This window comes from Streptomyces sp. SM10, from assembly GCF_002910915.1.
GTDB lineage: Bacteria > Actinomycetota > Actinomycetes > Streptomycetales > Streptomycetaceae > Streptomyces.
Window position 1 is genome coordinate 223,508 of sequence record NZ_NEUF01000048.1, and the last position, 23,339, is coordinate 246,846.

General features: G+C 73.3%; 20 protein-coding genes and 1 pseudogene. 14 read left to right on the forward strand and 7 right to left on the reverse strand.

The genetic code is table 11. The features are described from left to right. Positions 1-12: 12 nt before the first annotated feature. Together B9S57_RS06120 and B9S57_RS06125 are read right to left on the reverse strand one after the other, a co-directional pair. Positions 13-441, reverse strand: a pseudogene (locus tag B9S57_RS06120) (acyltransferase); the annotation flags it as partial. 6 nt (positions 442-447) lie between these two features. Continuing rightward, positions 448-1,341: a LysR family transcriptional regulator gene (locus tag B9S57_RS06125; RefSeq protein ID WP_103514492.1), complete on the reverse strand. Its 894-nt coding sequence runs from the start codon at positions 1,339-1,341 to the stop codon at positions 448-450. A 124-nt stretch (positions 1,342-1,465) separates the two neighbouring features. Between B9S57_RS06125 and B9S57_RS06130 the strand changes: the two genes are divergently transcribed. From B9S57_RS06130 to B9S57_RS06165, 8 genes are all read left to right on the forward strand, one after another. Then, a complete protein-coding gene (locus B9S57_RS06130) occupies positions 1,466-2,467 on the forward strand; it encodes an aldo/keto reductase (protein ID WP_103514493.1) in 1,002 nt (333 codons plus the stop codon). Between the two features lie 201 nt (positions 2,468-2,668). Then, positions 2,669-3,502, forward strand: a complete 834-nt coding sequence (locus B9S57_RS06135) for a M55 family metallopeptidase (protein ID WP_103514494.1) — start codon at positions 2,669-2,671, stop codon at positions 3,500-3,502. Further along, positions 3,495-4,838 (forward strand): M20/M25/M40 family metallo-hydrolase, encoded by a 1,344-nt coding sequence (locus tag B9S57_RS06140; protein ID WP_103514495.1) that lies wholly within the window; start codon positions 3,495-3,497, stop codon positions 4,836-4,838. The genes B9S57_RS06135 and B9S57_RS06140 overlap by 8 nt, the downstream gene beginning before the upstream one ends. A 78-nt stretch (positions 4,839-4,916) precedes the next feature. Continuing rightward, positions 4,917-6,917, forward strand: a complete 2,001-nt coding sequence (locus tag B9S57_RS06145) for a prolyl oligopeptidase family serine peptidase (RefSeq protein WP_103514543.1) — start codon at positions 4,917-4,919, stop codon at positions 6,915-6,917. Next, positions 6,914-7,858 (forward strand): LD-carboxypeptidase, encoded by a 945-nt coding sequence (locus tag B9S57_RS06150; protein WP_103514496.1) that lies wholly within the window; start codon positions 6,914-6,916, stop codon positions 7,856-7,858. Before B9S57_RS06145 ends, B9S57_RS06150 begins: the two co-directional genes overlap by 4 nt. Before the next feature lie 131 nt (positions 7,859-7,989). After that, complete coding sequence (locus B9S57_RS06155) at positions 7,990-9,765, forward strand: CocE/NonD family hydrolase (protein WP_258036244.1); 1,776 nt, start codon at positions 7,990-7,992, stop codon at positions 9,763-9,765. Between the two features lie 114 nt (positions 9,766-9,879). Next, positions 9,880-10,113 carry a LapA family protein gene (locus tag B9S57_RS06160; protein ID WP_103514498.1) on the forward strand — a complete coding sequence of 78 codons (234 nt, stop codon included), beginning with the start codon at positions 9,880-9,882 and terminating at the stop codon, positions 10,111-10,113. A gap of 199 nt (positions 10,114-10,312) precedes the next feature. After that, positions 10,313-11,401 carry a glutamate--cysteine ligase gene (locus B9S57_RS06165; protein WP_103514499.1) on the forward strand — a complete coding sequence of 363 codons (1,089 nt, stop codon included), beginning with the start codon at positions 10,313-10,315 and terminating at the stop codon, positions 11,399-11,401. A gap of 435 nt (positions 11,402-11,836) precedes the next feature. Here the strand turns inward: B9S57_RS06165 and B9S57_RS06170 are convergent, their stop codons facing one another. The 3 genes from B9S57_RS06170 to B9S57_RS06180 form a co-directional block, all read right to left on the reverse strand. Next, entirely contained in the window at positions 11,837-12,190 is a 354-nt protein-coding gene (locus tag B9S57_RS06170) for a VOC family protein (protein ID WP_103514544.1), read from the reverse strand. Positions 12,191-12,250: 60 nt separating this feature from the next. Continuing rightward, positions 12,251-13,060 carry a methyltransferase domain-containing protein gene (locus B9S57_RS06175; protein ID WP_103514500.1) on the reverse strand — a complete coding sequence of 270 codons (810 nt, stop codon included), beginning with the start codon at positions 13,058-13,060 and terminating at the stop codon, positions 12,251-12,253. A 96-nt stretch (positions 13,061-13,156) separates the two neighbouring features. Next, positions 13,157-14,653 carry a bifunctional phosphatase PAP2/diacylglycerol kinase family protein gene (locus tag B9S57_RS06180; protein WP_103514501.1) on the reverse strand — a complete coding sequence of 499 codons (1,497 nt, stop codon included), beginning with the start codon at positions 14,651-14,653 and terminating at the stop codon, positions 13,157-13,159. Positions 14,654-14,890: 237 nt separating this feature from the next. Between B9S57_RS06180 and B9S57_RS06185 the strand changes: the two genes are divergently transcribed. The 4 genes from B9S57_RS06185 to B9S57_RS06200 all read left to right on the forward strand — a co-directional run bounded on the left by B9S57_RS06185 (position 14,891) and on the right by B9S57_RS06200 (position 18,911). Beyond that, entirely contained in the window at positions 14,891-15,664 is a 774-nt protein-coding gene (locus tag B9S57_RS06185) for an IclR family transcriptional regulator (RefSeq protein ID WP_103514502.1), read from the forward strand. Then, complete coding sequence (locus B9S57_RS06190) at positions 15,661-16,515, forward strand: SMP-30/gluconolactonase/LRE family protein (RefSeq protein ID WP_103514503.1); 855 nt, start codon at positions 15,661-15,663, stop codon at positions 16,513-16,515. Before B9S57_RS06185 ends, B9S57_RS06190 begins: the two co-directional genes overlap by 4 nt. Before the next feature lie 118 nt (positions 16,516-16,633). Beyond that, positions 16,634-17,872 (forward strand): aminotransferase class I/II-fold pyridoxal phosphate-dependent enzyme, encoded by a 1,239-nt coding sequence (locus tag B9S57_RS06195; RefSeq protein WP_103514504.1) that lies wholly within the window; start codon positions 16,634-16,636, stop codon positions 17,870-17,872. Between the two features lie 13 nt (positions 17,873-17,885). After that, positions 17,886-18,911 (forward strand): MBL fold metallo-hydrolase, encoded by a 1,026-nt coding sequence (locus B9S57_RS06200; protein ID WP_103514505.1) that lies wholly within the window; start codon positions 17,886-17,888, stop codon positions 18,909-18,911. Positions 18,912-18,954: 43 nt separating this feature from the next. Here the strand turns inward: B9S57_RS06200 and B9S57_RS06205 are convergent, their stop codons facing one another. Both B9S57_RS06205 and B9S57_RS06210 read right to left on the reverse strand, forming a co-directional pair. Further along, positions 18,955-19,575 (reverse strand): DedA family protein, encoded by a 621-nt coding sequence (locus B9S57_RS06205; RefSeq protein ID WP_103514506.1) that lies wholly within the window; start codon positions 19,573-19,575, stop codon positions 18,955-18,957. Further along, complete coding sequence (locus B9S57_RS06210; protein WP_103514507.1) at positions 19,572-20,348, reverse strand: MBL fold metallo-hydrolase; 777 nt, start codon at positions 20,346-20,348, stop codon at positions 19,572-19,574. The genes B9S57_RS06205 and B9S57_RS06210 overlap by 4 nt, the downstream gene beginning before the upstream one ends. 173 nt (positions 20,349-20,521) lie before the next feature. On the opposite strand from B9S57_RS06210, the gene B9S57_RS06215 reads away from it, so the two are divergent. Together B9S57_RS06215 and B9S57_RS06220 are read left to right on the forward strand one after the other, a co-directional pair. Continuing rightward, positions 20,522-20,923 (forward strand): hypothetical protein, encoded by a 402-nt coding sequence (locus tag B9S57_RS06215; RefSeq protein WP_103514508.1) that lies wholly within the window; start codon positions 20,522-20,524, stop codon positions 20,921-20,923. A 105-nt stretch (positions 20,924-21,028) separates the two neighbouring features. Next, positions 21,029-23,338 (forward strand): phage holin family protein, encoded by a 2,310-nt coding sequence (locus B9S57_RS06220; protein ID WP_181011246.1) that lies wholly within the window; start codon positions 21,029-21,031, stop codon positions 23,336-23,338. Position 23,339: the final 1 nt, after the last annotated feature.

The following is a 23,339-nucleotide window of genomic DNA, read 5'->3' on the forward strand; positions in this document are numbered from 1 at the left end:
CGCACCCCGCTCTCACGGGAGCAGGCGGGGTCTCCGCCTCGCCGCTACGTCCTCGACACAGCCGAAGCACGCCACGGCGACCGCGATCAGTGCCCAGGCGACCCCGAACTGCCACCACAGGCTCTCCACCGGCAGATGCCGCTCCAGCGCCGGCACCTCCCACATCAGGTCGATCACCGGCACCGAGGCCATCAGCGCCACCTCGTGCCAGAGGTAGACCGTGACCGCACGGGCGTTGAACACCGTCACGGTCCGGTCGGCCACCGGATGGCGCACGAGCTCGTCGAAGCGCGGCCGGAAGCGCAGCAGGAGCGGCACGAACCCCGCCGACCACAGCGCCTGGGCGAGCGGGATGCCGTCCAGGTCGAACGTCCCGCCCACCGGGTGCCCGGACGCCCACCAGGCGCCGGCGGCCATCAGCGGCACCGAGGCGGCCACCGCTCCCGGTCAGCGCAGCGGGGCTTCCCGGACCAGCGTCATCAGTGCCTTGGCCCCCGGGCTCATGGCCCGTGCGGGAGGAAGTACGACGACGCTCTCGTAGACCGGCCGGTCCGCCCCTCCGAGCTCCAGGGCTACCAGTCCGAGCGCCTCGGGCTTGCGGGAGAAGTGGTGCGGGACGACGGCGATGCCGAGGCCCTCGTGGACCAGCTCCAGCAGGCTGTGCACGTCGTTGACCTCCAGCGCCACGGTGCGGCGTGCCCCGGCCCCGGCGAACGCCTCGTCCGCGGCGCGCCTGGGTCCCCAGTCCGGGTGGAAGTCGATGAACGACTCGCCGTGCAGCTCGCTCCACTCCACGGCCGCGCCCTCGCGGGCGAGCCGGTGCCCGGGGGCGCACAGGACGACCATCGGCTCCCGTGCCAGTGGCACGAGCTCGCCCCGCCACTCCGGCGGGCTCACGGTAGCGGCGAAGGCGAGGTCCAGCCGTCCTCCGGCCACCCCTTCCAGCAGGCTGGACGTGCCCTCCTGCCGGAGTCTGATCTCCATGTGCGGGTGCTCCCGGTGGAAGGCCGCGAGCAGGCGTGCCGTGCTGACCCCGGCCACGCACTGCTCCACCCCCAGCGTCAGCGTGCCGCGCAGCAGTCCCCGTACGGCGTCGACGGCGTCCCGCGCGGCCCTGGCCCCGGCCAGCGTGCGCTCCGCCTCCACCAGCAGGGCGGCTCCGGCCTCGGTGAGCCGGACCGTGCGCGTCGTACGGCTGAACAACGGTGTCCTCAGCTCGTGCTCCAGGGCGCGCACCGACGCGGACAGCCCGGACTGGGAGACGGCCAGACGTTCGGCCGCCCGGGTGAAGTGCTGCTCCTCCGCCACGGCGACGAAGTGCTCCAGCTGACGCAGTTCCATGATTGAGCAATTTATCCGATGAATCCCAGCGGAATCTCCTGTTGGACCGCTGGATCCATCTCCGCCAGTCTGGGGAGCGCGCACCAGACCTGGCGCGCTACGCCGTGTCCCGTGGAGTGCCCGCATGTATCTTCCGTCCGCCGACCGCTACACCGCCATGCCCTACCGGCGTACGGGACGCAGCGGCCTGCTGCTCCCCGCGCTGTCCCTCGGCCTCTGGCACAACTTCGGAGGCGACCGGACCCCCGAGAGCCAGGGCGAGATCCTCCGCAGGGCCTTCGACCTCGGCGTCACCCACTTCGACCTCGCCAACAACTACGGCCCCCCGCCGGGCTCCGCCGAGACCGCCATGGGCCGCGCCCTGCGGACGGACTTCGCCGGACTCCGGGACGAGATGGTCATCTCCACCAAGGCGGGCTACCACATGGGGGACGGCCCCTACGGGGAGTGGGGCTCGGCCAAGAGCCTGCGCTCCTCGCTGGACCAGAGCCTGACCCGGCTCGGCCTCGACTACGTCGACATCTTCTACTCCCACCGCTTCGACCCCGACACCCCGCTCGAGGAGACGATGGGCGCCCTCCACGCGGCGGTGCGCCAGGGCAAGGCGCTCTACGTGGGCGTCTCCAACTACTCGGCCGAGCAGACCCGCGAGGCCGCCCGCATCCTGGACGGGCTGGGCACCCCCCTCCTCATCCACCAGCCGCGCTACTCCATGCTGGACCGCTGGGTCGAGGACGGGCTGCTGGACGCCCTGGACGAGCTGGGCACCGGCTCCATCGCCTACTCCCCCCTGGAGCAGGGCATCCTCTCGGACCGCTATCTGAACGGCATCCCGGAGGGATCGCGCGCGGCGGGGAGCAGCCCCTTCCTCTCCGCCGAGGCGGTCACCCCGGACCTCGTGGACCGGCTGGGCGCGCTGAACAGCCTGGCGCGGGAGCGCGGCCAGTCCCTCGCCCAGATGGCGCTCGCCTGGGTGCTGCGCGGCGGCCGGGTCACCTCCGCCGTCGTCGGCGCCAGCAGTGTCGCGCAGCTGGAGAACAGCGTCGAGGCCGTCCGGGGCCTGGAGTTCGGCGACGACGAACTCGCCCGGATCGAGGAGCTCGTCAAGGGCACCGCCCGCCCCTGACCCACGAGCGGTCCGCCGCCGCCGGCCCCGGCCGTCCGCCGCCCGGCCCCCCGGCGGCGGACGGCGTCACCGGACTGGACCAGTGACAGATCACGGAGGCTCTGGTCCGGCGCTGTCCCGGCGCGTACCGTGATCCGGCACGAAGATCCTCTTCCCGGCGACGGGTGGAGGAGCGACCGACCAGGGACAGGACCGCGCACCGTGAAGATCCTCGTCAGCGCCGACATGGAGGGCGCCACCGGAGTGACCTGGCCCGCCGATGTGCTGCCCGGCACCCCGCAGTGGGAGCGGTGCCGCTCCCTGTTCACCTCCGACGTGAACGCCGCGGCGCTCGGCTTCTACGACGGGGGCGCGGACGAGGTGCTGGTCAACGAAGCGCACTGGAGCATGCGCAACCTGTTCCTGGAGCGGCTCGACGAGCGGGTCCAGATGCTGACCGGCAAGCACAAGTCGCTCTCCATGGTCGAGGGCATCCAGCACGGCGACGTCGACGCCGTGGCGTTCGTCGGCTACCACACGGGTGCCGGCACGGAGGGCGTGCTCGCCCACACCTACCTCGCCAACTCGATCACCGGGGTCTGGCTGAACGGCGTCCGTGCCAGTGAGGGCCTGCTCAACGCCCATGTCGCGGCGGAGTACGGCGTGCCGGTCATCCTGGTCACCGGCGACGACCTGACCTGCGTGGACGCCGCCGGCTACGCGCCCGAGGCACGCACGGTCGCGGTCAAGGACCACGTGTCGCGCTACGCCGCCGTGTGCCGCACCCCCGCCCGTACGGCCGCCGACATCAGGGCCGCCGCCGCCGAGGCGACCGCGCTCGCCGTACGCCACGCACCCGTGACGAGCGGCTCCTACACGGTGGAGCTGGAGTTCGACGCCGAGCACCTGGCGGCCGCCGCGACCGTGGTCCCCGGCGTGGCGCCCAGCGGAGAGAGGCGCGTCGCCTACACGAGCGGGACGATGTACGAAGGTATTCGCATGTTCAAGGCGGTGACGACGATCGTGTCGGCCGCCGTGGAGGAGCAGTATGGCTGAGGCGGACCACCCCATCGGACCGGTGGACGAGCGTGCGCTCGACGAGTCGGTGACGTTCACCTCCGAGCTGATCCGGATCGACACGACCAACCGCGGCGACGGCAGCTGCCGGGAGCGCCCGGCCGCCGAGTACGCCGCCGAGCGCCTGGCCGGTGCCGGCCTGGAGCCCGTGCTCCTGGAGCGCACGCCGGGACGGACGAACGTCGTCGCCCGGATCGAGGGCACCGACCCGTCCGCCGACGCCCTCCTCGTCCACGGTCACCTCGACGTGGTGCCCGCCATGGCCGACGACTGGACGGTGCACCCGTTCTCCGGCGAGGTGCGCGACGGTGTCGTATGGGGGCGCGGGGCCATCGACATGAAGAACATGGACGCGATGATCCTCGCGGTCGTCCGGGCCTGGGCGCGTGCGGGTGTGCGCCCGCGCCGCGACATCGTCATCGCCTACACGGCGGACGAGGAGGCGAGCGCGAACGACGGCGCGGGCTTCCTCGCCGACCGGCACCCGGAGCTCTTCGAGGGCTGCACCGAGGGCATCAGCGAGTCGGGGGCCTTCACCTTCCACGCCGGACCCGGCATGTCGCTCTACCCCGTCGCGGCTGGGGAGCGCGGGACGGGCTGGCTGAAGCTGACCGCCGAGGGCAAGGCCGGCCACGGCTCCAAGGTCAACCGTGCCAACGCCGTCACCAGGCTGGCCGCCGCCGTCGCCCGCATCGGTGCGCACGAGTGGCCGGTACGGCTGACCCCGACCGTACGGGCGGCACTCACCGAGATCGCCGCACTCCACCACATCCGCGTCGACCCCGACGCCCCCGGATTCGACGTGGACGAGATCCTCGGCAAGCTCGGACCTGCCGCCGCACTGATCGAGCCGACCGTCCGCAACAGCACCAACCCGACGATTCTGGAAGCCGGTTACAAGGTCAACGTGATCCCGGGTCACGCCTCCGCCCAGATCGACGGGCGCATGGTGCCCGGCGGCGAGGACGAGTTCCGCGAGACGCTGGACCGGCTGACCGGCCCCGGTGTCACCTGGGAGTTCGAGCACCGTGAGGTCGCCCTCGAAGCCCCGGTCGACTCGCCGACGTTCCGGAAGATGCGCACGGCCATCGAGCTGTTCGACCCGGGGGCGCACGTCGTCCCCTACTGCATGTCGGGCGGCACGGACGCCAAGCAGTTCTCCCGCCTCGGCATCACCGGCTACGGCTACTCCCCGCTCAAGCTGCCGGTCGGCTTCGACTACCAGGCGCTCTTCCACGGCGTCGACGAGCGGGTCCCCGTCGAGGCCCTGCACTTCGGTGTGCGGGTCCTGGACCAGTTCCTGCGCACCGCCTGACGACCCGCACCACGCATCACACCGACCGACCCGACCGTCCGGGGAACCGGACCGCCTGACGAAATGGGGGAACCGACCATGGTGGCCACAGCGGCGTACGGCACATGGCCGTCACCGATCGACGCGGAGCTCGCCGCCTCGCACGACGGCAGGCCGGAGTTCGTCGGCACCGTCGGCGACGAGGTGTGGTGGACGGAACCGCGCCCTGCCGAGGGAGGCCGGCGCGCGCTCGTACGCCGCAGGGCCGACGGCGGCACGCGGTCGGTGCTCCCCGAACCGTGGAACCCGCGCAGCCGGGTCATCGAGTACGGCGGATTGCCCTGGGCGGGCGGGGCGCGCGAGGAGGGCGGGCCGCTGGTCGTCTTCGTCCACTTCCCCGACCAGCGGCTCTACGCCTACGCACCGGACGGCCCCGACGCGCCGTGGCCGCTCACCCCGGTCTCCGGCATCGGCGGCGGACTGCGCTGGGTGGACCCTCAGTTGCACCTCGGGCGAGGTGAAGTGTGGTGTGTCCTGGAGGAGTTCACCGGGGAGTCCCCCACCGACGTGCGACGGTTGATCGCCGCCGTACCCCTGGACGGATCGGCCGCGGACGACCGCGGCGCCGTACGCGAACTCACGGACTGCGGCAACCGGTTCGTCACCGGACCCAAGCTGTCGCCCGACGGCGGCAGGGCCGCCTGGATCGCATGGGACCATCCGCGGATGCCGTGGGACGGCACCGTCGTGAAGATGGCCGAGGTCACGGCGGAGGGGGACTTCACCGGTGTCCGGCCCCTGGCCGGCGACCTCGACGAGTCGGTCGTGCAGGTGGAGTGGGACCGGGACGGCTCGCTGCTCTTCGTGTCGGACGTCGGCGGCTGGTGGGAACTCCAGCGGCTCAGGCCCGACGCCGTCGCGGGCGCGGTCGTTCCCGCGAGCCGGCTCTGCACCGGCCGGAGCGAGGAGTTCGGCGGGCCGATGTGGAAGATCGGCCTGCGCTGGTTCCACCTCCTGGACAACGGGCTGATCGCCGTCATCCACGGCCGGGGCACCACCCGGCTCGGCGTGCTCGACCCGGAGACGGGCGAACTGGTCGACGCCGTGGGCCCCTGGACCGCGTGGGCGGAGACGCTCGCCGTGCAGGACACCAGGGTCATCGGCATCGCCGCCAGCCCCCACACGTCGTACGAGGTGGTGGAGCTGGACACCGCCACCGGCCACACCCGGACGATCGGCGTGCCCCACGAGGACGCGGTCGACCCCGCCTACTGCCCCGAGCCGCAGATCCGCACCTTCGCCGGGCCCGCCGGCCGCGAGATCCACGCCCATGTGTACCCGCCGCGCCACCCCGACCGCACCGGGCCCGACGGTGAGCTGCCGCCGTACGTCATCTGGGCGCACGGCGGGCCCACCGGCCGCGACCCGCTCGTGCTCGATCTGGAGATCGCCTACTTCACCTCCCGGGGCATCGGCGTCGCCGAGGTCAACTACGGCGGCTCGACCGGCTACGGCCGGGCCTACCGCGAACGGCTCCGCGGACAGTGGGGCGTGGTCGACGTGGAGGACTGCGCGGCCGTCGCCCTGGGGCTCGCCGAGGAGGGCTCGGCGGACCGCGACCGGCTGGCGATCCGGGGCGGCAGCGCCGGCGGGTGGACCACGGCCGCCTCCCTCACACAGACGGACGTGTACGCCTGCGGAGCCATCAGCTACCCGATCCTCGACCTGGAGGGCTGGGCCACCGGCGAGACGCATGACTTCGAGTCCCAGTACCTGGAATCGCTCGTGGGCCCGTACGCCGAGGTGCCCGAGCGGTACCGGGAGCGCTCGCCCGTCCACCGCACGGACGAGCTCACCACGCCGTTCGTGCTGCTCCAGGGGCTCGACGACCCGATCTGCCCGCCCGTCCAGTGCGAGCGCTTCCTCGCGGCGATCGAGGGCCGCGGAATCCCGCACGCCTACCTCTCCTTCGAGGGGGAGGGCCACGGCTTCCGCCGTGCCGACACCGTGAAGCGGGCCCTGGAGGCGGAACTCTCCCTGTACGCGCAGACGTTCGGCATCGAACGCACCGACGTACCCCGGCTGGAGCTGAAGAAGTGACCCTGGAGCCCCTCGCCCGCCCGGCCCGGCTGCGCCCCGGCGCCCGGGTCGCGGTCGTCGCCCCCAGCGGTCCCGTGCCCGCCGAACGGATGGAGCGCGGCCTCGATCTGCTGCGCGGCTGGGACCTCGACCCCGTCGTGGCCCCCCACGCCCTCGACGTCCACCCGGAGCTCGACCACCTCGCCGGTACGGACGAGCACCGTGCCCGGGACCTCCAGGACGCCTGGTGCGACCCGTCCGTGGACGCCGTGTTCTGCGCCCGCGGGGGATACGGCGCCCACCGCATGGTCGACCTCCTGGACTGGTCCGCGATGCGGGCGGCCGGGCCCAAGGTGTTCGTCGGATACAGCGACATCACCGTGCTGCACGAGGCGTTCGCCCTGCGGGCCGGATTCTCGACCCTGCACGGCCCGATGATCGGCACCGAGCTGCTCCTCAAGGACACCGCCGCCCAGGAGGCCCTGCACTCCACCCTGTTCGCGCCCGAGTCGGTGCGGACCCTGGGACTGGACGGGGCGGCCGCGCTGGTCCCCGGCACGGCGCGGGGGATCACCTTCGGCGGCTGCGCCACCCTGCTCGCCGCCGACGCCGGCACTCCGGGTGCCCGCACCACCGCCCGGGGCGGACTCCTGGTGCTCGAGGACACGGGGGAGGAGCCGTACCGGCTGGACGGCATCCTCACCCGGCTGCTGCGCATCGGCGCCCTCGACGGGATATCCGGGGTGGTGTGCGGCTCCTGGGAGGCCTGCGGACCCTACGAGGGGGTGCGGGCCGTGCTCGCCGACCGGCTCGGCGGCCTCGGGATCCCGGTCGTCGAGGAGCTGGGCTTCGGCCACGGCCCCACGGCGCTGACCGTCCCGCTCGGCGTGCCCGCGGTGCTGGACGCGCCGGCCGACGGCGGCCGGTGCACGCTCACCTCCCAGGTGCCCGCGCTGGTCTGACGACCTGTCGGCGGGCGGATCATCTCGGGAAACTCGGCTCCTGCGCGTTGACAGCGGTATGAGGTGTGTCACAGCATGGGCCGGGCCCGGTACTTACCGGTCGGTAATGTGTCCTCGGTGTGGAGGCCCATGTGTCGCGTGCTGTGTCCAGGTTCCGCCGTCCCCTCACCCTGCTCGCCGGGGCCGCGCTTCTCGCCCCGCTCGCCCTGACGGCCCCTCCGTCCGCGTCGGCGGCGGACCGGTACACCGTCACCCCGCTGGAGTTCACCGTGCGGGCCGGCGAGCGGTCCTGCACCGTCGACGCCGACCTCTACCGTCCGGCCGGAGCCGACGCGCAGCACCCCGCCCCGGCCGTCCTCGCCACCAACGGTTTCGGCGGCAGCAAGGACGACGGCTCCACCGACGTCATCGGCAGGTCCTTCGCCGAGCGCGGATACGTCTCGCTCGTCTACTCGGGCCTGGGCTTCGGCGAGTCCGGCTGCCTCATCACGCTCGACGACCCGGCGATCGACGGCAAGGCGGCCTCGGGACTCGTCGACTTCCTCGCCGGCACGCGGGCCGCCGACGACGGGACCAAGGCCGACTACGTCACCTCCGACGCACCGGGCGACCCCGTGGTCGGCATGATCGGCGGCTCGTACGGCGGCGCCATCCAGATGGCGACCGCCTCCGCCGACCACCGGGTCGACGCGCTCGTCCCCCTGATCACCTGGAACGACCTGGCGTACTCGCTCGCCCCCAACAGCACCGGGGCGGCCCGAGGGGTCTCCTCCGGCACGCCCGGCGTCTTCAAGTGGCAGTGGACCAACGGCTTCTACCTGATGGGCGAGGCGCAGCCGCTTCTGGTCCCTGGCCTGGACCCCTCGCGCTTCGGCAGTCTGCGCTGCCTGCACTTCGCCGCGAAGGCCTGCGACACCATCCGCCTCCTGAACTCCGGCCGCTACCCCGCCGCCGCGACGCAGGAGATGCTGACGTACGCGCGGAGCGTCTCACCGGCCTCCTACCTGTCCGGAGTCACCGCGCCGACCCTGCTGGTCCAGGGGCAGGCCGACAGTCTGTTCAACCTCAACGAGGCCACCGCCACCTACCGGGCACTGGAGGCCCAGGGCACCACGACGAAGATGATCTGGCAGGCCTGGGGCCACAGCGGCGGGCAGGTCCCCGGCGAACTCGACCTCGGCCAGGGGAACCTGGGGACGAGTTACGTCGGACAGCGGATCCTCGCCTGGTTCGACCGCTACCTCCACCATGACGAGGACACCGTCACCGGGCCCGAGTTCGCCTACTACCGCGACTGGGAGAGCGGCTACGGCACGGCGGACGCCGTACCCGCCCCGTCCCGCACGATGTACCTCTCCGGCGACGGCGCCCTCGTGGACAGCCGCGCGAAGGTCACCCGCGGCAGCCGCCAGTACACCAACTGGCCCCTGCCGACCAGCCACTCCGAGAGCTCCCTCGCCGGGATCATCGGACTCCCCGACCCGGCGCCGTACGACACCAAGGGCACGCACCTCGCCTGGACCAGCGCCCCGCTGACCGCCCCGGTCGACGTCGTCGGCGCACCGAAGGCGACCCTGAAGGTCGTCTCCCGGAAGACGGAACGAGTCCAGAACAGCGGCGACGCCGCGGACAAGCTCGTCCTGTTCGCGAAGGTCTACGACGTGGCGCCCGACGGGACCCAGAAACTGGTGAACCGCCTGGTCGCCCCGGTGCGCGTCCCCGACGTGACCCGCCCCTTCACCGTCGAGCTGCCCGGTATCGTGCACCGCTACGAGGCCGGACACCGGCTGCGCTTCGTGATCGCCGGGAGCGACACGGCGTACTTCGGCAACCGGGGCGTCAAACCGGTCACCGTCGTCAGCGCTCCCCAGGACACCGGAGTGCTGGAGCTCCCCGTGGTCGGCTGACCGTCACCCGAACGGCCCTGCTCCACAGCTCCCCGGACCCGGGACGGAGTCATCCTGAGGTCCGGGGACCCGCCGTTCCCCGGCCCCGGCACCAGGACCCAGGGAGGGCGGCTCATGAGCCCCAAGGACGTATCCAGCGGTAACTCGAGCGCCTTCACCCCGGCCAGGATCGCCGTGACGGTGCTGGCGGTGCTGACGATCGTCTTCATCTGCGTGAACACGGGGGACGTCACCATCCGCGTCATCATCCCCAAGGTCACGATGCCGCTCTGGGCGGCGCTGCTGGGGGTCTTCGTGGCCGGCGGGCTCTGCGGGGCCTATCTCTTCCGCAGGCGCGCCGCACGGTAGCGCGCCCCCGGCCGGCCGGGGGCGAGGAGCGCGCCGGGTGACACTCCGGCGCGCTCCTCGCCGCCCCGCAGCCCGGTGGTGCACCGTCTTCCGCCGGGTGGGTGTGCGCCCGGCCTGAAAGGTGCCGCCGGGGGTACGCGCGTGTTCATCACCCGCTCCGGAGTACCGGACGGCGGCGGGCGGCGGAGAGGACACGGACGTGCGTACTGTCGGAGTCGAGGAAGAGCTCCTGCTCGTCGACGCGGAGAGCGGTGACCCCCGGACCGTGTCGACAGCGGTACTGGCCCTGGCGGAGCGCCGTGCCGGGGGTGGCTCCGCGTTCGAGTCGGAACTGCACGACCAGCAACTGGAGTTCGGCACCGAGCCGCGTGAGGCGATGAGCGATCTCGCCGAGGAGATCCGTCGCCGGCGGGCGGAGGCCGCCCGCAGCGCGGCCGAGGCGGGCGCGACGGTGGCGGCCCTCGCGACGTCTCCGGTTCCGGCCGGCCCCGCCATCGGGGAGGACGAACGGTACCGGTGGCTGGCTCAGCGGTTCGGACTGACCGCACAGGAGCAGCTGACCTGCGGCTGCCATGTCCATGTGTCCGTGGAGTCGGACGAGGAGGGCGTCGCCGTGCTCGACCGGGTGCGCCCCTGGCTGCCGGTCCTGCTGGCGCTGAGCGCGAACTCCCCCTTCTGGCAGGGGCAGGACACCGCGTACGGCAGCTACCGCAACAGGGTCTGGGGCCGGTGGCCGTCGGCAGGACCGGTGGAGGTGTTCGGATCCGCGTACCGCTACCACCAGCAGGTCAGGACCCTGGTCGACACCACGGTCCTGCGCGACAGGGGAATGATCTACTTCGACGCGCGCCTCTCGCACCGCTATCCCACCGTGGAGATCAGGGTGGCGGACGTATGCCTGGATCCGGCCGTCACCGTGCTGCTCGCCACGCTGGTCCGCGGCCTGGTCGAGACGGCCGCACGCGCCTGGCGGACCGGTGACCCGCCGGACCCGGTCGCGGTGAGCCTCCTGCGCGTCGCTTCCTGGCAGGCCGCGCGATCGGGGCTGGAAGGAAGCCTGCTCCATCCCCTCACCATGAGCCCCGAGCCCGCCGCCGACGTCGCACGGGCGCTGCTGGCCCATGTGGGCGACGCCCTGGAGGACAGCGGGGACCTCGCGCCGGCGGAGAGGGCGCTGCGGAGCGTGCTGGACCTGGGCACCGGTGCCCAGGTCCAGCGGGAGCTGTTCCGGGGCTCGGGCAGTCTCCGGACCGTCGTCACCGAGTGCGCCGCCAGGACGCTCGGCTGACCGTGCGTCCGCAGCAGGGCGTGGACGGAGCCGCCGTCGGGCAGGCGAGGTGTCTCCACGGGCGTTCGGCGGCCGCGGGAGCGTCGCACGGACGAGGCCGACGCGGTCCGTGCGACCTCGACGGCGCCCTGATCCCCGGGCGCCACGGCCGACTGCAACCCGCCGGTGACCGTCGCCGCCGTGGCGGACCGTGCCAGGGACGCCGTCGCCGCGCAGGACTCCGGCACGGTCGTCCGAGCGGGTGCGGACCGGCCGGAAAGGTGCGGGGGCAACCGCTGAAAGCCGGGACGACCCCGGTCCTGGGCGGCGAGGATGCCGAGCCGGAACCGCCGGCCCGGTGACCGACCGGGGGTCCCGGCGGTGGCCGAGGCCCCCGCCGGCCGGACCCCTCGTCCAGGCCCACGGACGAGCCGTCTCAGCCGCGGCCGGCCGCGCTCATGCGGACACGTTGCGGTCGACGTACTCGAAGACCGAGCCGTCCGGGTGGAGAGCGATCAGGTTGCGGCCCACCGGGGTGGGTACCGGGCCCGCGATGACCTTCGCACCCACCCTGGTCAGTGCCGCGTTGGCCTCGTCGACGTCCTTCACCGCGATCGTCGCCGACACCTTGCGCAACACCTCCAGCTCCGCCTCGGGACCGCTCATCAGCAGAAAGCAGCCGATGGCGGCCACCGAGACCCCGCCGCGCTCGAAGCGCAGGGCCGGAGTGCTGGTCAGCCCCTCGTAGAAGGCCACCGAGGCCTCCAGGTCGTCGACGCAGATACGCAGCGTGGTTCCCAGGATCTCCATGCCCACGAGGGTAGTTGCCGACCCGGCGCGATGTGATCGGTTCCCGCTCCCACCGCCGGATCAGACCCGGCAGAGCAACTCGCCGTGCGGCACCATGAACCATCCGTCGGGTTCCTCGCCCCAGGCGCGCCAGGCCTCCGCGATCTCCGTCAGCTGGTCCGGGCTCGCGTGCCCGCCGTCCACCGCCAGCTTCGCGTACACAGACGCGGTCGTGCGGTCCGCCCACAGTCCGCTCCACCAGGCGCGGTTCTCGGGGGTGGCGAAGCACCAGGCCGCCGCCGTCGGGGTGATGTCGGTGAAGCCGGCCCGCCGGGCCCAGGACAGGAGCCGGCGGCCCGCGTCGGGCTCGCCGCCGTTGGCGCGGGCCACCCGGTCGTACAGCTCCTGCCACTCCCGCATCCCGGCTACTTCCGGATACCAGGTCATCGCCGCGTAGTCGCTGTCGCGGACCGCGACGACGCCGCCGGGCCGGGCCACGCGCCGCATCTCGCGCAGTGCCTGCACCGGATCGCCCACGTGCTGGAGCACCTGATGGGCGTGGACGACGTCGAAGGAGTCGTCGGGGAAGTCCAGTGAGTGGACGTCCGCAATGGCGAACTCCACGTTGTCCAGACCGCGTTCGGAGGCCGCAGCCGCCGCGCGGTCCAGGATGCCGCGGCTGGTGTCGACAGCGGTCACCCGGCCGGGCTCCACCAGCGCGGCGATGTCCGCGGTGATGGTGCCCGGCCCGCAGCCGACGTCCAGAACCGCCTGGCCGGGGCGGAGTTCGGCGATGAGGTAGGCGGCCGAGTTGGTGGCGGTGCGCCACTGGTGCGAGCGCAGCACCGACTCGTGGTGGCCGTGGGTGTAGACGGCGGATTCCTTCGGCATGGCCGTACGTCCTCTCTCGGACCTCAGTCGCAGGCGATGGACCAAAGGTACGCCGCGGTGTCGTATCCTGAGATGGGTGTCTTGAGATGTGGACAGCTACACCGGCATCGGGCAGTACACCGTCAGCGCCTCCGGCAGTTTGTCGATCAGCAACTCCTCTCCGGAGTGCGCGACTTCACCGTCGTAGGCGTACGGGGTGCCCGGGGTGAGGCCGGCCAGTTTCACCCTGCGGCGCCGTACGGCCGCATGGACGGGTGACCGCGTCAGGGGGCCGGCGATCGCCGCGGCGAGCAGCCGGAGTCCGGGGGTCCGGCCGCCGTGGACCACGCGTACGTCCAGCAGTCCGTCCGCCAGGTTGTGCCGGCGGCCCGGAGCGGGGCCCACCCGCTGGAACAGTCCGTTGCCCACGAAGAGCAGCCACAACGGCCTGCGCCTTCCCTGTAGTTCGGCGGTCAGCGGGCGGGCGCCGCGGAGCGCCTCGAAGGCCGCGAGCACACCCGCTGGCCAGCCCCCGATCCTGGGCGCCCAGTGCTCGCGCGTCCGCACCAGCTCCGGGTAGACGCCCAGGCTGAAGGCGTTGAGGAAGTAGCCGTGCGCCCCGCCCGGCCCCTGCGGGCCCGGCCGGAACCGGCCCAGATCGACCCGGACCGCGTCGCCCGCGGTGAGTGCCGTCGCCGTCTCGTGCACGGTCTCGATGCCGAGGTCGTAGGCGAAGTGGTTGAGGGTCCCGCCGGGGAACACGGCGAGCGGCACGCCATGGGTCGCCGCGACGGCCGCCGCCATGTTGACGGTTCCGTCGCCGCCGCACACGCCCAGAGCCCTGCCCTCCCGTGCCGCCTTCTCCAGGCACGCGGACAGGTCGGCGGGGGCGCACTCCACCGTCTCCGCGAGCGGCAGCGCGTCGCGGATCACGGCCGCCGCCGCGGTCGCGGACCCGGACTCCCGGTTGACGACCACGACCAGTTCCCGGCCGTCCGGCAGGGCCGGGGCCTCGGCCGGCGGCCGACCCGGGGCGGGCAGCTGTCCACGGGTCGGTACGACGCCCCGCAGGGCGAACGCCGCCCCTACGCCGAGCGCCGCACCGGCGACGACATCGCTCGGATAGTGGACGCCGGTGTAGACGCGTGACGCGGCCACCGCCAGCGCCACCGGGGCGACGACCGCGCCCCATCCCTTGGACTCCAGGGCGACGCCCGTCGCGAAGGCCGCGGCGGACGCCGCGTGCCCCGAAGGGAAGGACGTGGTGAACGGCTGGCGCTTCAGCTGCCTTATGACCGGGACCAGGTCCACTATCGGGCGCTCTCGGCGGATCGCGCCCTTGCCCACGGTGTTGATCGCGGCAGAGGCCACGGCCAGCGAGGCCACTCCGCGCAGCGCCGCCCTGCGGGACCTCGCGCTGGAGCCCAGCGCGGCCATCCCCGCGGCGGCCCCGAACCACAGCAGGCCGTGGTTGGCGCTGCGGCTCAGCCGTGGCAGGACCGGCTCGGCGCCGGGCCAGTGTCTTTCGGCCACGCGCTGGAACACGGCAAGGTCGCGCTGGTGGAACCAGGCCCGCATGCGGCCGGGAGGAGGGAGACTGCTCGTTGTCGACATGGGACAGCGAATACCCTGCGACCGGGTGGTGAACCAGGAGGCGCGCGCAGGCCGCCCGATCGGCTCCTGGTCGAATCCCGCCGGACTCCCGGGTGAAACATGCGAAGTGCGGTGGTTTGCCCCTCTCCGGCCCGCTCCGTCGTACCGCGGGCGTTGCCCGGACAAGTTCCCTGCCGTTAGCCTGCGTTCGTGATTCCGGCCATTGGCCGGAGTGTCGAACGAGATTGGCGGGCGATCATGGGGCGACTCGTCCCTGCGGTGACCAGGGCGCTGGATGTTCTCGAACTCTTCCTCCAGGGCGAGGGAACCCTGTCCGCTCCCGAGGTCACGCGCAAGCTCCAACTGCCGCGGACCACCGTCCACGAACTGCTCACCACGCTCGCCGCACGGTCCTACCTGGTCACGGTCCCGGAGCAACCCGGCCGCTACCGGCTGGGCGTGCGTACCTACCAGCTCGGCAGCCGCTACGCCGAGCAGCTCGACCTCGCGGCCGAGGGCCAGCAGGTCGCCCGCGAGGTCGCCGAGACCTGTGGCGAGACCGTCCACGTGGCGATCCTGGAGGACACCGAGGTGATCTACATCGCCAAGGTGGACTCCACCCACGCCGTCCGCATGGTCTCGGCCGCCGGCCGCAAGCTCCCCGCCCACTGCACCTCCGTCGGCAAGCTGCTGCTCGCCGCGCTGCCGGAGCCGGAGCTCGACGTCCGACTCGACGGACGCGAGCTCATCGCCATGACCGACAACAGCCTCACCGAACCCGGCGAGCTGAGGGCCGCGCTCGCTGTTGTCCGCAAGCGGGGCATAGCGGTCGAGCACCGGGAGTCGAACCCCGACGTCAGCTGTGTGGCCGCGCCTGTCAGGGACCGGTCCGGGCGGGTCGTCGCCGCGCTCTCCATCTCCGTACCGATGATCCGCTGGAGCGAGGAGCGCGAGGCGGAACTCGCGCAGCTCGCGGCGGGCGGCGCCGACGCGCTGTCCGGTCGGCTGGGACACCACCGGAGCCAGATGTGAGCAGGTCTCCCGAGGTGGCCGTCGCCGTGCGGGAGCAGGCGGAGCTGGGCGAAGGCCCCACCTGGGACCAGGCCGCAGGGCGCCTGATCTGGGTCGACATCCTCTCCGCCCGCGTCCACACCTACGAGCCGTCGACCGGTCGCCGTACGGTCATGGCCACGGGGCAGCACGTGGGAGCGGCGAAGCCGCGGTCCGGCGGCGGCCTGGTGGTCGTCCTGCGGGACGGCGCGGGACTGTACGACGCCGACGGCTCCTTCGCGTGGCTGGTCCACGACCCCGTCCCGGGGCGGCGGGGCAACGACGCGGCGGTGGCTCCGGACGGCGCTCTCTGGGCGGGCACCATGCGCTACGACGAGGCGGAAGGGGGCGGCAGCCTGTCCCGGATCGCCCCGGACGGCGCGGTGAGCCGCGTCCAGGACGCGGTGACGGTCAGCAACGGCACCGGATGGAGCCCGGACGGCCGGCTGATGTACTACGTCGACACCCCCACGCGGCGTGTCGACGTCTTCGACGTGGACGGAGAGCGCGTCCTGAACCGGCGCCCCTTCGCCGACGTCGGACAGGGGGCCGGGTGGCCCGACGGGCTGACCGTGGACGCCGAGGGCTGTGTGTGGGTCGCCTTCTGGGACGGTGCGGCACTACGGCGCTACACCCCCGACGGCCGGCTGGACCGGGTCGTGGAGCTGCCGGTCCGGCGCCCCACGGCGTGCGCGTTCGGCGGGCCCGGTCTCCGCGACCTGTACGTGTCCACCGCCCGGACGGGCCTGGACGCCCCCCACCCGCTGTCGGGCTCCCTGCTCGTCCTGCCGGACGCGGGGCAGGGTCTGCCGGGGACGCCGTTCGCCGGATGAGCGCCCGGTGGCCGGGATGCGTATTTCTGCCGCTTTCCGCAGCCGGTGCGCGGGCGGACGCCGGGGAACCTCCGTATAAAGGGGCCTGAGGGCTACGCAGGCGGAGGGAGGCCCCGGGATGCACGGGAGCGAGCGGACGCGGCCCCACCCCCTCGGGGAGGACCACGGCCCGGTCCGGTACGGGCCGCCCGCCCCCGATCCCGGTCTCCCGGTGCTGCCCGAGCTCGTCGGCGTGTTGGCCGCTTCCGCCGCGCGTACCCGTCCCGAGCCGCCGGGTGGCGGAACGATCCTGCGGGAGGCGGCCTGTGGCTACTGGGGCCGCCGGGGCCTGCACGGCGGCCCCGACGGCATCGCGGCGGCCCCGGGCGCCCAGCCCCTGCTCCTCGCGCTGATCGCCGCCCACGGCGGCGATGTGCTCATGCCCCGGCCCTGCCCCGCCACGTGGACGCCGCAGGCCCGGCTGCTGGGCCGGCCCGCCTACCACGTGCCGACGCCCGCCGAGTGCGGCGGCATCCCGGACCCGTACGCCCTGCTGGAGACCGTGCGCCGGGTGCGCGCCGAGGGCGGCCGGCCCCGACTGCTCCTGCTCTCCGTGGCCGACGACCCGACCGCGACCCTCGCCCCGCCGGAGCTCGTGCGCGAGGCGTGCGAGGCCGCGGTCTCCGAGGGGCTGCACATCGTCAGCGACGAGACCTGGCGCGACACCCTGCACCGGCCGCACGACACCGTCCTGCTCAGCCCCGCCGAGATGTGCCCCGACGACGTCACCGTCCTGTCCGACCTGGCCGGAGCGCTCACCCCGTCCGCCTGGCCGGTCGCCGTCGCACGCTTCCCGGCCACCGCGCGCGCCGCCGCGCGCCGTGCCCGGGTGCTCGACATCCTCACCGCGCTCGGCGCCCTGGTCGCCGAACCGGTCGCCAGGGCCGCCGCCCACGCGCTGGGCGAACCCGAGGCCGTCACGGCCCGGATCCGGCAGGCGGCCCGCCTCCAGGCCCAGGTGGCCTCCGCCGCACACCGGGCGGTGCTCACCGTCGGCGCACTGGCCAGACCGCCGCAGGCCGGCCGTCATCTCTACGCCGACCTCGGCCCGCTGCGCACCCGGCTGGCCGCCCGGGGCGTCACGGACTCGATGGAGCTGGAGGAGTACCTGACGGAACGGCTCGGCGCCCCCGCTCCCGGCGGACACCGCTTCGGCGACGAACTGGGCGCACTGCGGGTGCGGCTGAGCACCGGACCGCTGCTCGGCTCAACCCCGGAGCAGCAGACGGAGTCCCTCACTGCGGTGGAGCCCTTGAAATTGCCCCATGTCGCCAGAGCACTGAGCATTTTCGCAGCAGCCCTCGATGAACTCCGATGACAGGAGCCTCTCGATGACGGAACAGACCGAGCGTCCGTTCGCCGGAGCCGGCCACGCGCCCCCGGGGCGTCCCGCCGCCGCTCCGCGCCGTCTCGGCGAGCTCCGGACCTGGCCCCGCACCTTCGCCGACCGGCTCACGGCCCCGCTCCCGGGTGTCAGGGGCATGACCCGTCTGGCCAGGGAGCGCGCCCTCCGGCCCAACGCCGAGGGGCTCCGCGGGATCCACCGGCTGCCCTACGCCCCCCAGCCGCTGCCCGCCGTGGACAGTGACACACTGGCCGTCACCTGGGCCGGACACGCCAGCTGGATCGTGCGCATCGGCGGACTCACCGTCCTCACGGACCCGGTCTGGTCGCGGCGGATCCTCGGCACCCCCGCCAGGATCACCCCCGTCGGTGTCCCCTGGGAGGAACTGCCGCACATCGACGCGGTGCTGATCAGCCATAACCACTACGACCACCTCGACGCCCCCACGCTCCGCAGGCTCCCGAGGGACACCCCCCTCTTCGTCCCCGCGGGCCTCGGCCGCTGGTGCCGGCGCCGCCGCTTCACCTGCGTCACCGAGCTCGACTGGTGGGAGTCGGCGGAACTGGGCGGGGTCCGCTTCGACTTCGTGCCCTCCCACCACTGGTCCAAGCGCACCCTCCTGGACACCTGCCGGTCCCTCTGGGGCGGCTGGGTGATCGGCGACGCGCGGGGGCGGCGCCTCTACTTCGCGGGGGACACCGGCTACGGCCACTGGTTCGAGGAGATCGGCCGCCGCTATCCCGGCCTCGACCTGGCCATCCTGCCGATCGGGGCGTACGAACCGCGCTGGTGGCTCTCGGACGTGCACACCGACCCCGAAGAGGCCGTACAGGCCTTCGAGGACCTGGGGGCCCGCGCCATGGCCCCGATGCACTGGGCGACGTTCGTGCTCTCCGCCGAACCGGTGCTCGAACCGCTGACCCGGCTCCGCACCGCCTGGCAGCGCGCCGGACACCCCCGCACCGACCTCTGGGACCTGCCGGTCGGCGGCTCACGTGTCCTGGACGCCTGACCGCTCCGGAAGCCCGGCCGTGTCCGGCCCGCGCTCCCGCCGCTCAGCCGGCCATGCGCGCCCGCAGCCGCCGCCAGAGCGCCGGCGTCCCGCTGATCAGCACCGTCAGCACGACCGCGGCCAGAGCGCCCTCCCACGGCTCGGCGAACAGCGAGCCGCCCAGGATCCCGATCAGCTGATACGTCGCCGCCCAGGCCAGACAGGCGGGCACGTCCCCGCGGGCGAACTGCTTCAGCGGCATCCGGCCGAGGAGACAGGCCAGCATCACCGGGATGCGCCCGGCCGGCACCAGCCGGGACAGCACGAGCACCATCGTGTCGTGTTCGTCCAGCTTCCTCTGCGCCTGCGCGAGCCGCTCGGGGGCGGCCCGGCGGGTGATCGCCTCCAGCCACTTCGAACCGTTCCTGGACCGCACCCCGCGTTGCCCCAGCCAGTAGAGGCAGATGTCCCCGAGGAACGCCGCCCCGGAGGCCACGGCGAAGACCACGAGCAGGGCGAACGGTGACGTCTGGTGCAACGTCACCACGGCCGCCGTACTCACCAGGGCCCCCGTCGGTACCACCGGCACCAGCGACCCCACCGCCACGAGCAGGAACAACGTCGGATAGCCGACGACCTGCTGCGTCGACTCCGTCGGCAGCTGCCGCAGCACTTCCTCTATCACCTACGGGCCACCGGCCTCACATGCTCGCCGTGCCCCAGCCGGTGCACCGCCACGTCCGGTGCCACCCGCGCCGCCTGCCGCACGAACTCGTCCCCCGGCGAGTGGAACTCGTGCGGCCGGACCCCGTCCATCCCGATCGGCCAGTACGTGCCGTAGTGCACCGGCACCGCCGACCGCGGCTCCAGCATCGTCAGCACCTGTGCCGCGCGCGTCGCGTCCAGGTGGTGGTGGCCCAGGTTGGGCCCCCAGCCGCCGACCGGCAGCAGCGCGACGTCCACCGGTCCCACCGCCTCGGCCATGTCGCCGAACAGCCCGGTGTCCCCGGCGAAGTAGGTGCGGGCCTCGCCCTCGACGACGTACCCGAGAGCGGGTACCCGGTGCGGGCCGAGCGGCAGGCGGCGTCCGTCGTGCAGGGCCGGGACCGCGCGGACCAGGATCTCGCCGACCCGCACCACGTCCCCCGGCCCGACCTCGGTGACACGCAGCCCGCGGAGCCGGCGCAGCAGCCGCAGGCCCGGGACGGCCCCGACGGCACCCCGGGGCACGATCAGCCGGCTGCCGGGGGCGAGACGGGCCAGGGAGGGGAGATGCAGATGGTCGGAGTGGAGGTGGGAGATCAGCACCGCGTCGGCGACCGCGGCCTCGGGCGGCGGGAGCTCGCCCCGGCGGCGGCGCAGGTGCGCGAAGCGCCGCGCGAACAGAGGGTCGGTCAGTACCCGGACCCCGGTGTCCTCGATGGTGCAGGTGGCATGACCCCACCAGGTGACCTCCACCGCCCCGCCTCCTCCTCCACGCCGTTCCCGTACGCGTACGAGGGTAGGCGCTCTGCGCCCTTCCCACGCCTGAGCGCCCCTTCACACCGGTCCTGGTCCGGCTGTCGACGGTTACGGAGTGCTACGGCGGGGGTAGGGTCGGGGTCAGTATCCGAGTGCGGGGGGATCCGTTCATGGACGACGTCGTCGCAGACGTACGGGTGGCGGCCATCGCCAGCCTCACACCGCTGGAGGAGCTCGACGGCGACCCCTTCCTCGTCGACCCCCTGTGCGCCCGCTGGGCCGCGGACCGGGGGTACGTCGTCACCCGCCAGCTCCGCGTCCACGGGCTGCGCCCCGACCACCGCGCGCCGTGGCAGGGCTCGGGGGACGGGCAGGTCGAGGTCTTCGTGGCAGCCAACGACCGGGTGCTCGCGCGGGCGCCCGCCTCGGCCGGGGGCTTCGCCGCGGAGTGCGAGGACCAGGGCGTCCGTCTGGAATTCGCCGACCTGGAGGAGCCCGTGTACACGGCGCGCACGAAGGCCGGCGTCCACCGCGGACTCTCCATGCCGACCGCGGGGTACGACGGCTGCTGAATCCCCCGGAGGGGGGCCGGGGTCCCGAAAGGTCCCGAAAAGGGCTGTGACAGGCTTGATGCGGGCCCATGACGAGCACCGGGCCCGGACGTGAGGTGGAACGGCGTGAGTGACGGGCGATGGCGTGAGGCGGGGGGAGCCCTCATACGCGTGATCTCGGTGTGGGCCGTCTCCACCCTCACCCTGCTCGCACTCGCGGGAATCCTGCCCGACTTCCAGCTCCAGGCGGACGACGGCGACACCATCACGAGGACCGCCTTCACCGCGGCCTGGGGCGCCGGAGCCTTCGGTCTGCTCTCCGCCCTGGTGTGGCCCGTGCTCGTCCGGGCCCTGCTCGTCGTGCCCGCCCTGGTGCTGGGCGCCCTGGTCTTCTTCCTCAACGGCTCCCTGCTGCTGATCGCCCTTCGGCTCATCCCGGACGGGCGCGGCGACGCCGCCCCGGAGACCGCCGTCGTCGTGGCCGCCGTCATGTCCGCCGTGGCCTCCGCGGTCTCCACCGCCCTCGCGGTGCGCGACGACGACGCCTACCGGCGCAGACTCTCCCGGCTCGCCGACCGGCGCCGCAGACGCAGCGGGGTGCCGAGCAGCCCGGACGGAGGGCGCGCCGGCCCGCCCGGGATCGTGTTCGTCCAGCTCGACGGGGTGGGGCACGACGTCCTGGAACAGGCCGCGGCCGACGGCCTCATGCCGACCGTGGCCGGCCTGCTCGCCGACGAGGCGGGCCACCGGCTCACCCCCTGGACGACCGACTGGTCCAGCCAGACCGGTGCCAGCCAGCTCGGCATCCTGCACGGCAGCAACTTCGATGTGCCGGCCTTCCGCTGGTTCGAGAAGGAGAGCGGCACCGTCATGGTCTCCAGCAGACCGGCGAGCGCCCTCGAACTGCAGCGCAGGGCCATCGCCCGCACCCATGACGGCGGCCTGCTCACCGTCGACGGCGCGAGCCGGGGCAACCTCTTCAGCGGCGGCGCCGACCAGCTCGCCCTGGTCCTGTCGATGGCCGCCCGGCTGGGCAAGGGGCGTCGCTCGCGGGCCGGCTACTTCGCCTACTTCTCCGACCCGGCCAACGCCGTCCGCACCGCGCTGTCCTTCGTCGCCGAGGTGGGTCGTGAGGTCGGCCAGTCGGTCCGCGCACGGGTGCGCAAGGAGTCCCCCCGGGTGAAGCGCGGCGGGCTCTACCCCTTCATCAGGGCCTTCGCGACCGTCGTGGAACGCGATGTCGTGGTCGCGGCGGTGATCGGCGACATGTTCGCGGGGCGCACCGCCGTCTACGCCGACCTGGTCGCCTACGACGAGGTGGCCCACCACTCCGGGCCGCACAGCAGGGACGCCGAGAAGGTCCTCTCCCGCCTGGACCGTTCGCTCGGCCTCATCATGAAGATCGCCGACCACACCCCGCGCGGCTACCGGATCGTGCTGCTGTCCGACCACGGCCAGAGTCCCGGGGAGACCTTCGCCGGACGGTACGGCCTCACCCTCAAGGACCTGGTGCGGGCCGGCTGCGGACTGCCCGTACCCCGCAGGGCGCAGCGCACCCGCAGCGCCTCAGAGGCTCGTGACGCCGTGCGCACCGCGCTGCACAGGCCGGTCGTGGGGGAGAAGGACGCGGAACAGCCCAAGTCCTTCGACCCCGTCGTGCTCGCCTCGGGCAATCTGGGACTGTTGTCGTTCCCGGACATAGAGGGGCGCGCCTCGCGCGAGCAGCTCGACCGCCGATACCCCGCCCTGCTCGGCACGCTGGCCGCCCATCCGGGGATCGGCTTCCTGCTCGTACGGAGCGAGAAGCACGGTTCGGTGGTGCTCGGACGCGACGGTGCGCAGGTCCCGGTGGCCGAGCTGACGGACGGAGAGGGCCCGATCGCCGTCTTCGGGGCCGGCGCGGCCGACGCGGTGCGGCGGACGGACGGCTTCCCGCACGTCGCGGACGTCATGGTCAACTCGATGTACGACCCCGGAACCGGCCGCGTGCACGCCTTCGAGGAGCAGATCGGCTCGCACGGCGGGCTCGGCGGCGAACAGTCCCGGCCGTTCCTGCTGTGGCCCCGGACGCTGACGGATCCGCTCGACGCCGTGGCGGCGGAGACCCCGCGGGGGACCTCCCCGGACGGCCCGCCGGGGGTGCCCCCGGCCGGACCGGTGGGCGCGGAGGCCGTGCACCGGGTGCTCGCGCGCTGGCTGCGGGAGCTCTCCGGGCCGCAGGTGCCGCTCCGGCAGGAAGGGTTCGCAGGAGCGGTGCGGGCGGACGAGCCCTACATCGACGGGTCCTCCCCGATCGAGGGCGCCGCAGCGGAGGCAGCCGATCACCCGGCCTCCTCCGAGGGGCCGGTCGCCCGCTCCGAGGGGTCGCTCCGCGAGGTCGAACCGCTCGAAGCCCTTCCCGACCCCGGCGACGCCGTACCGGGCACACGCGGGTGAG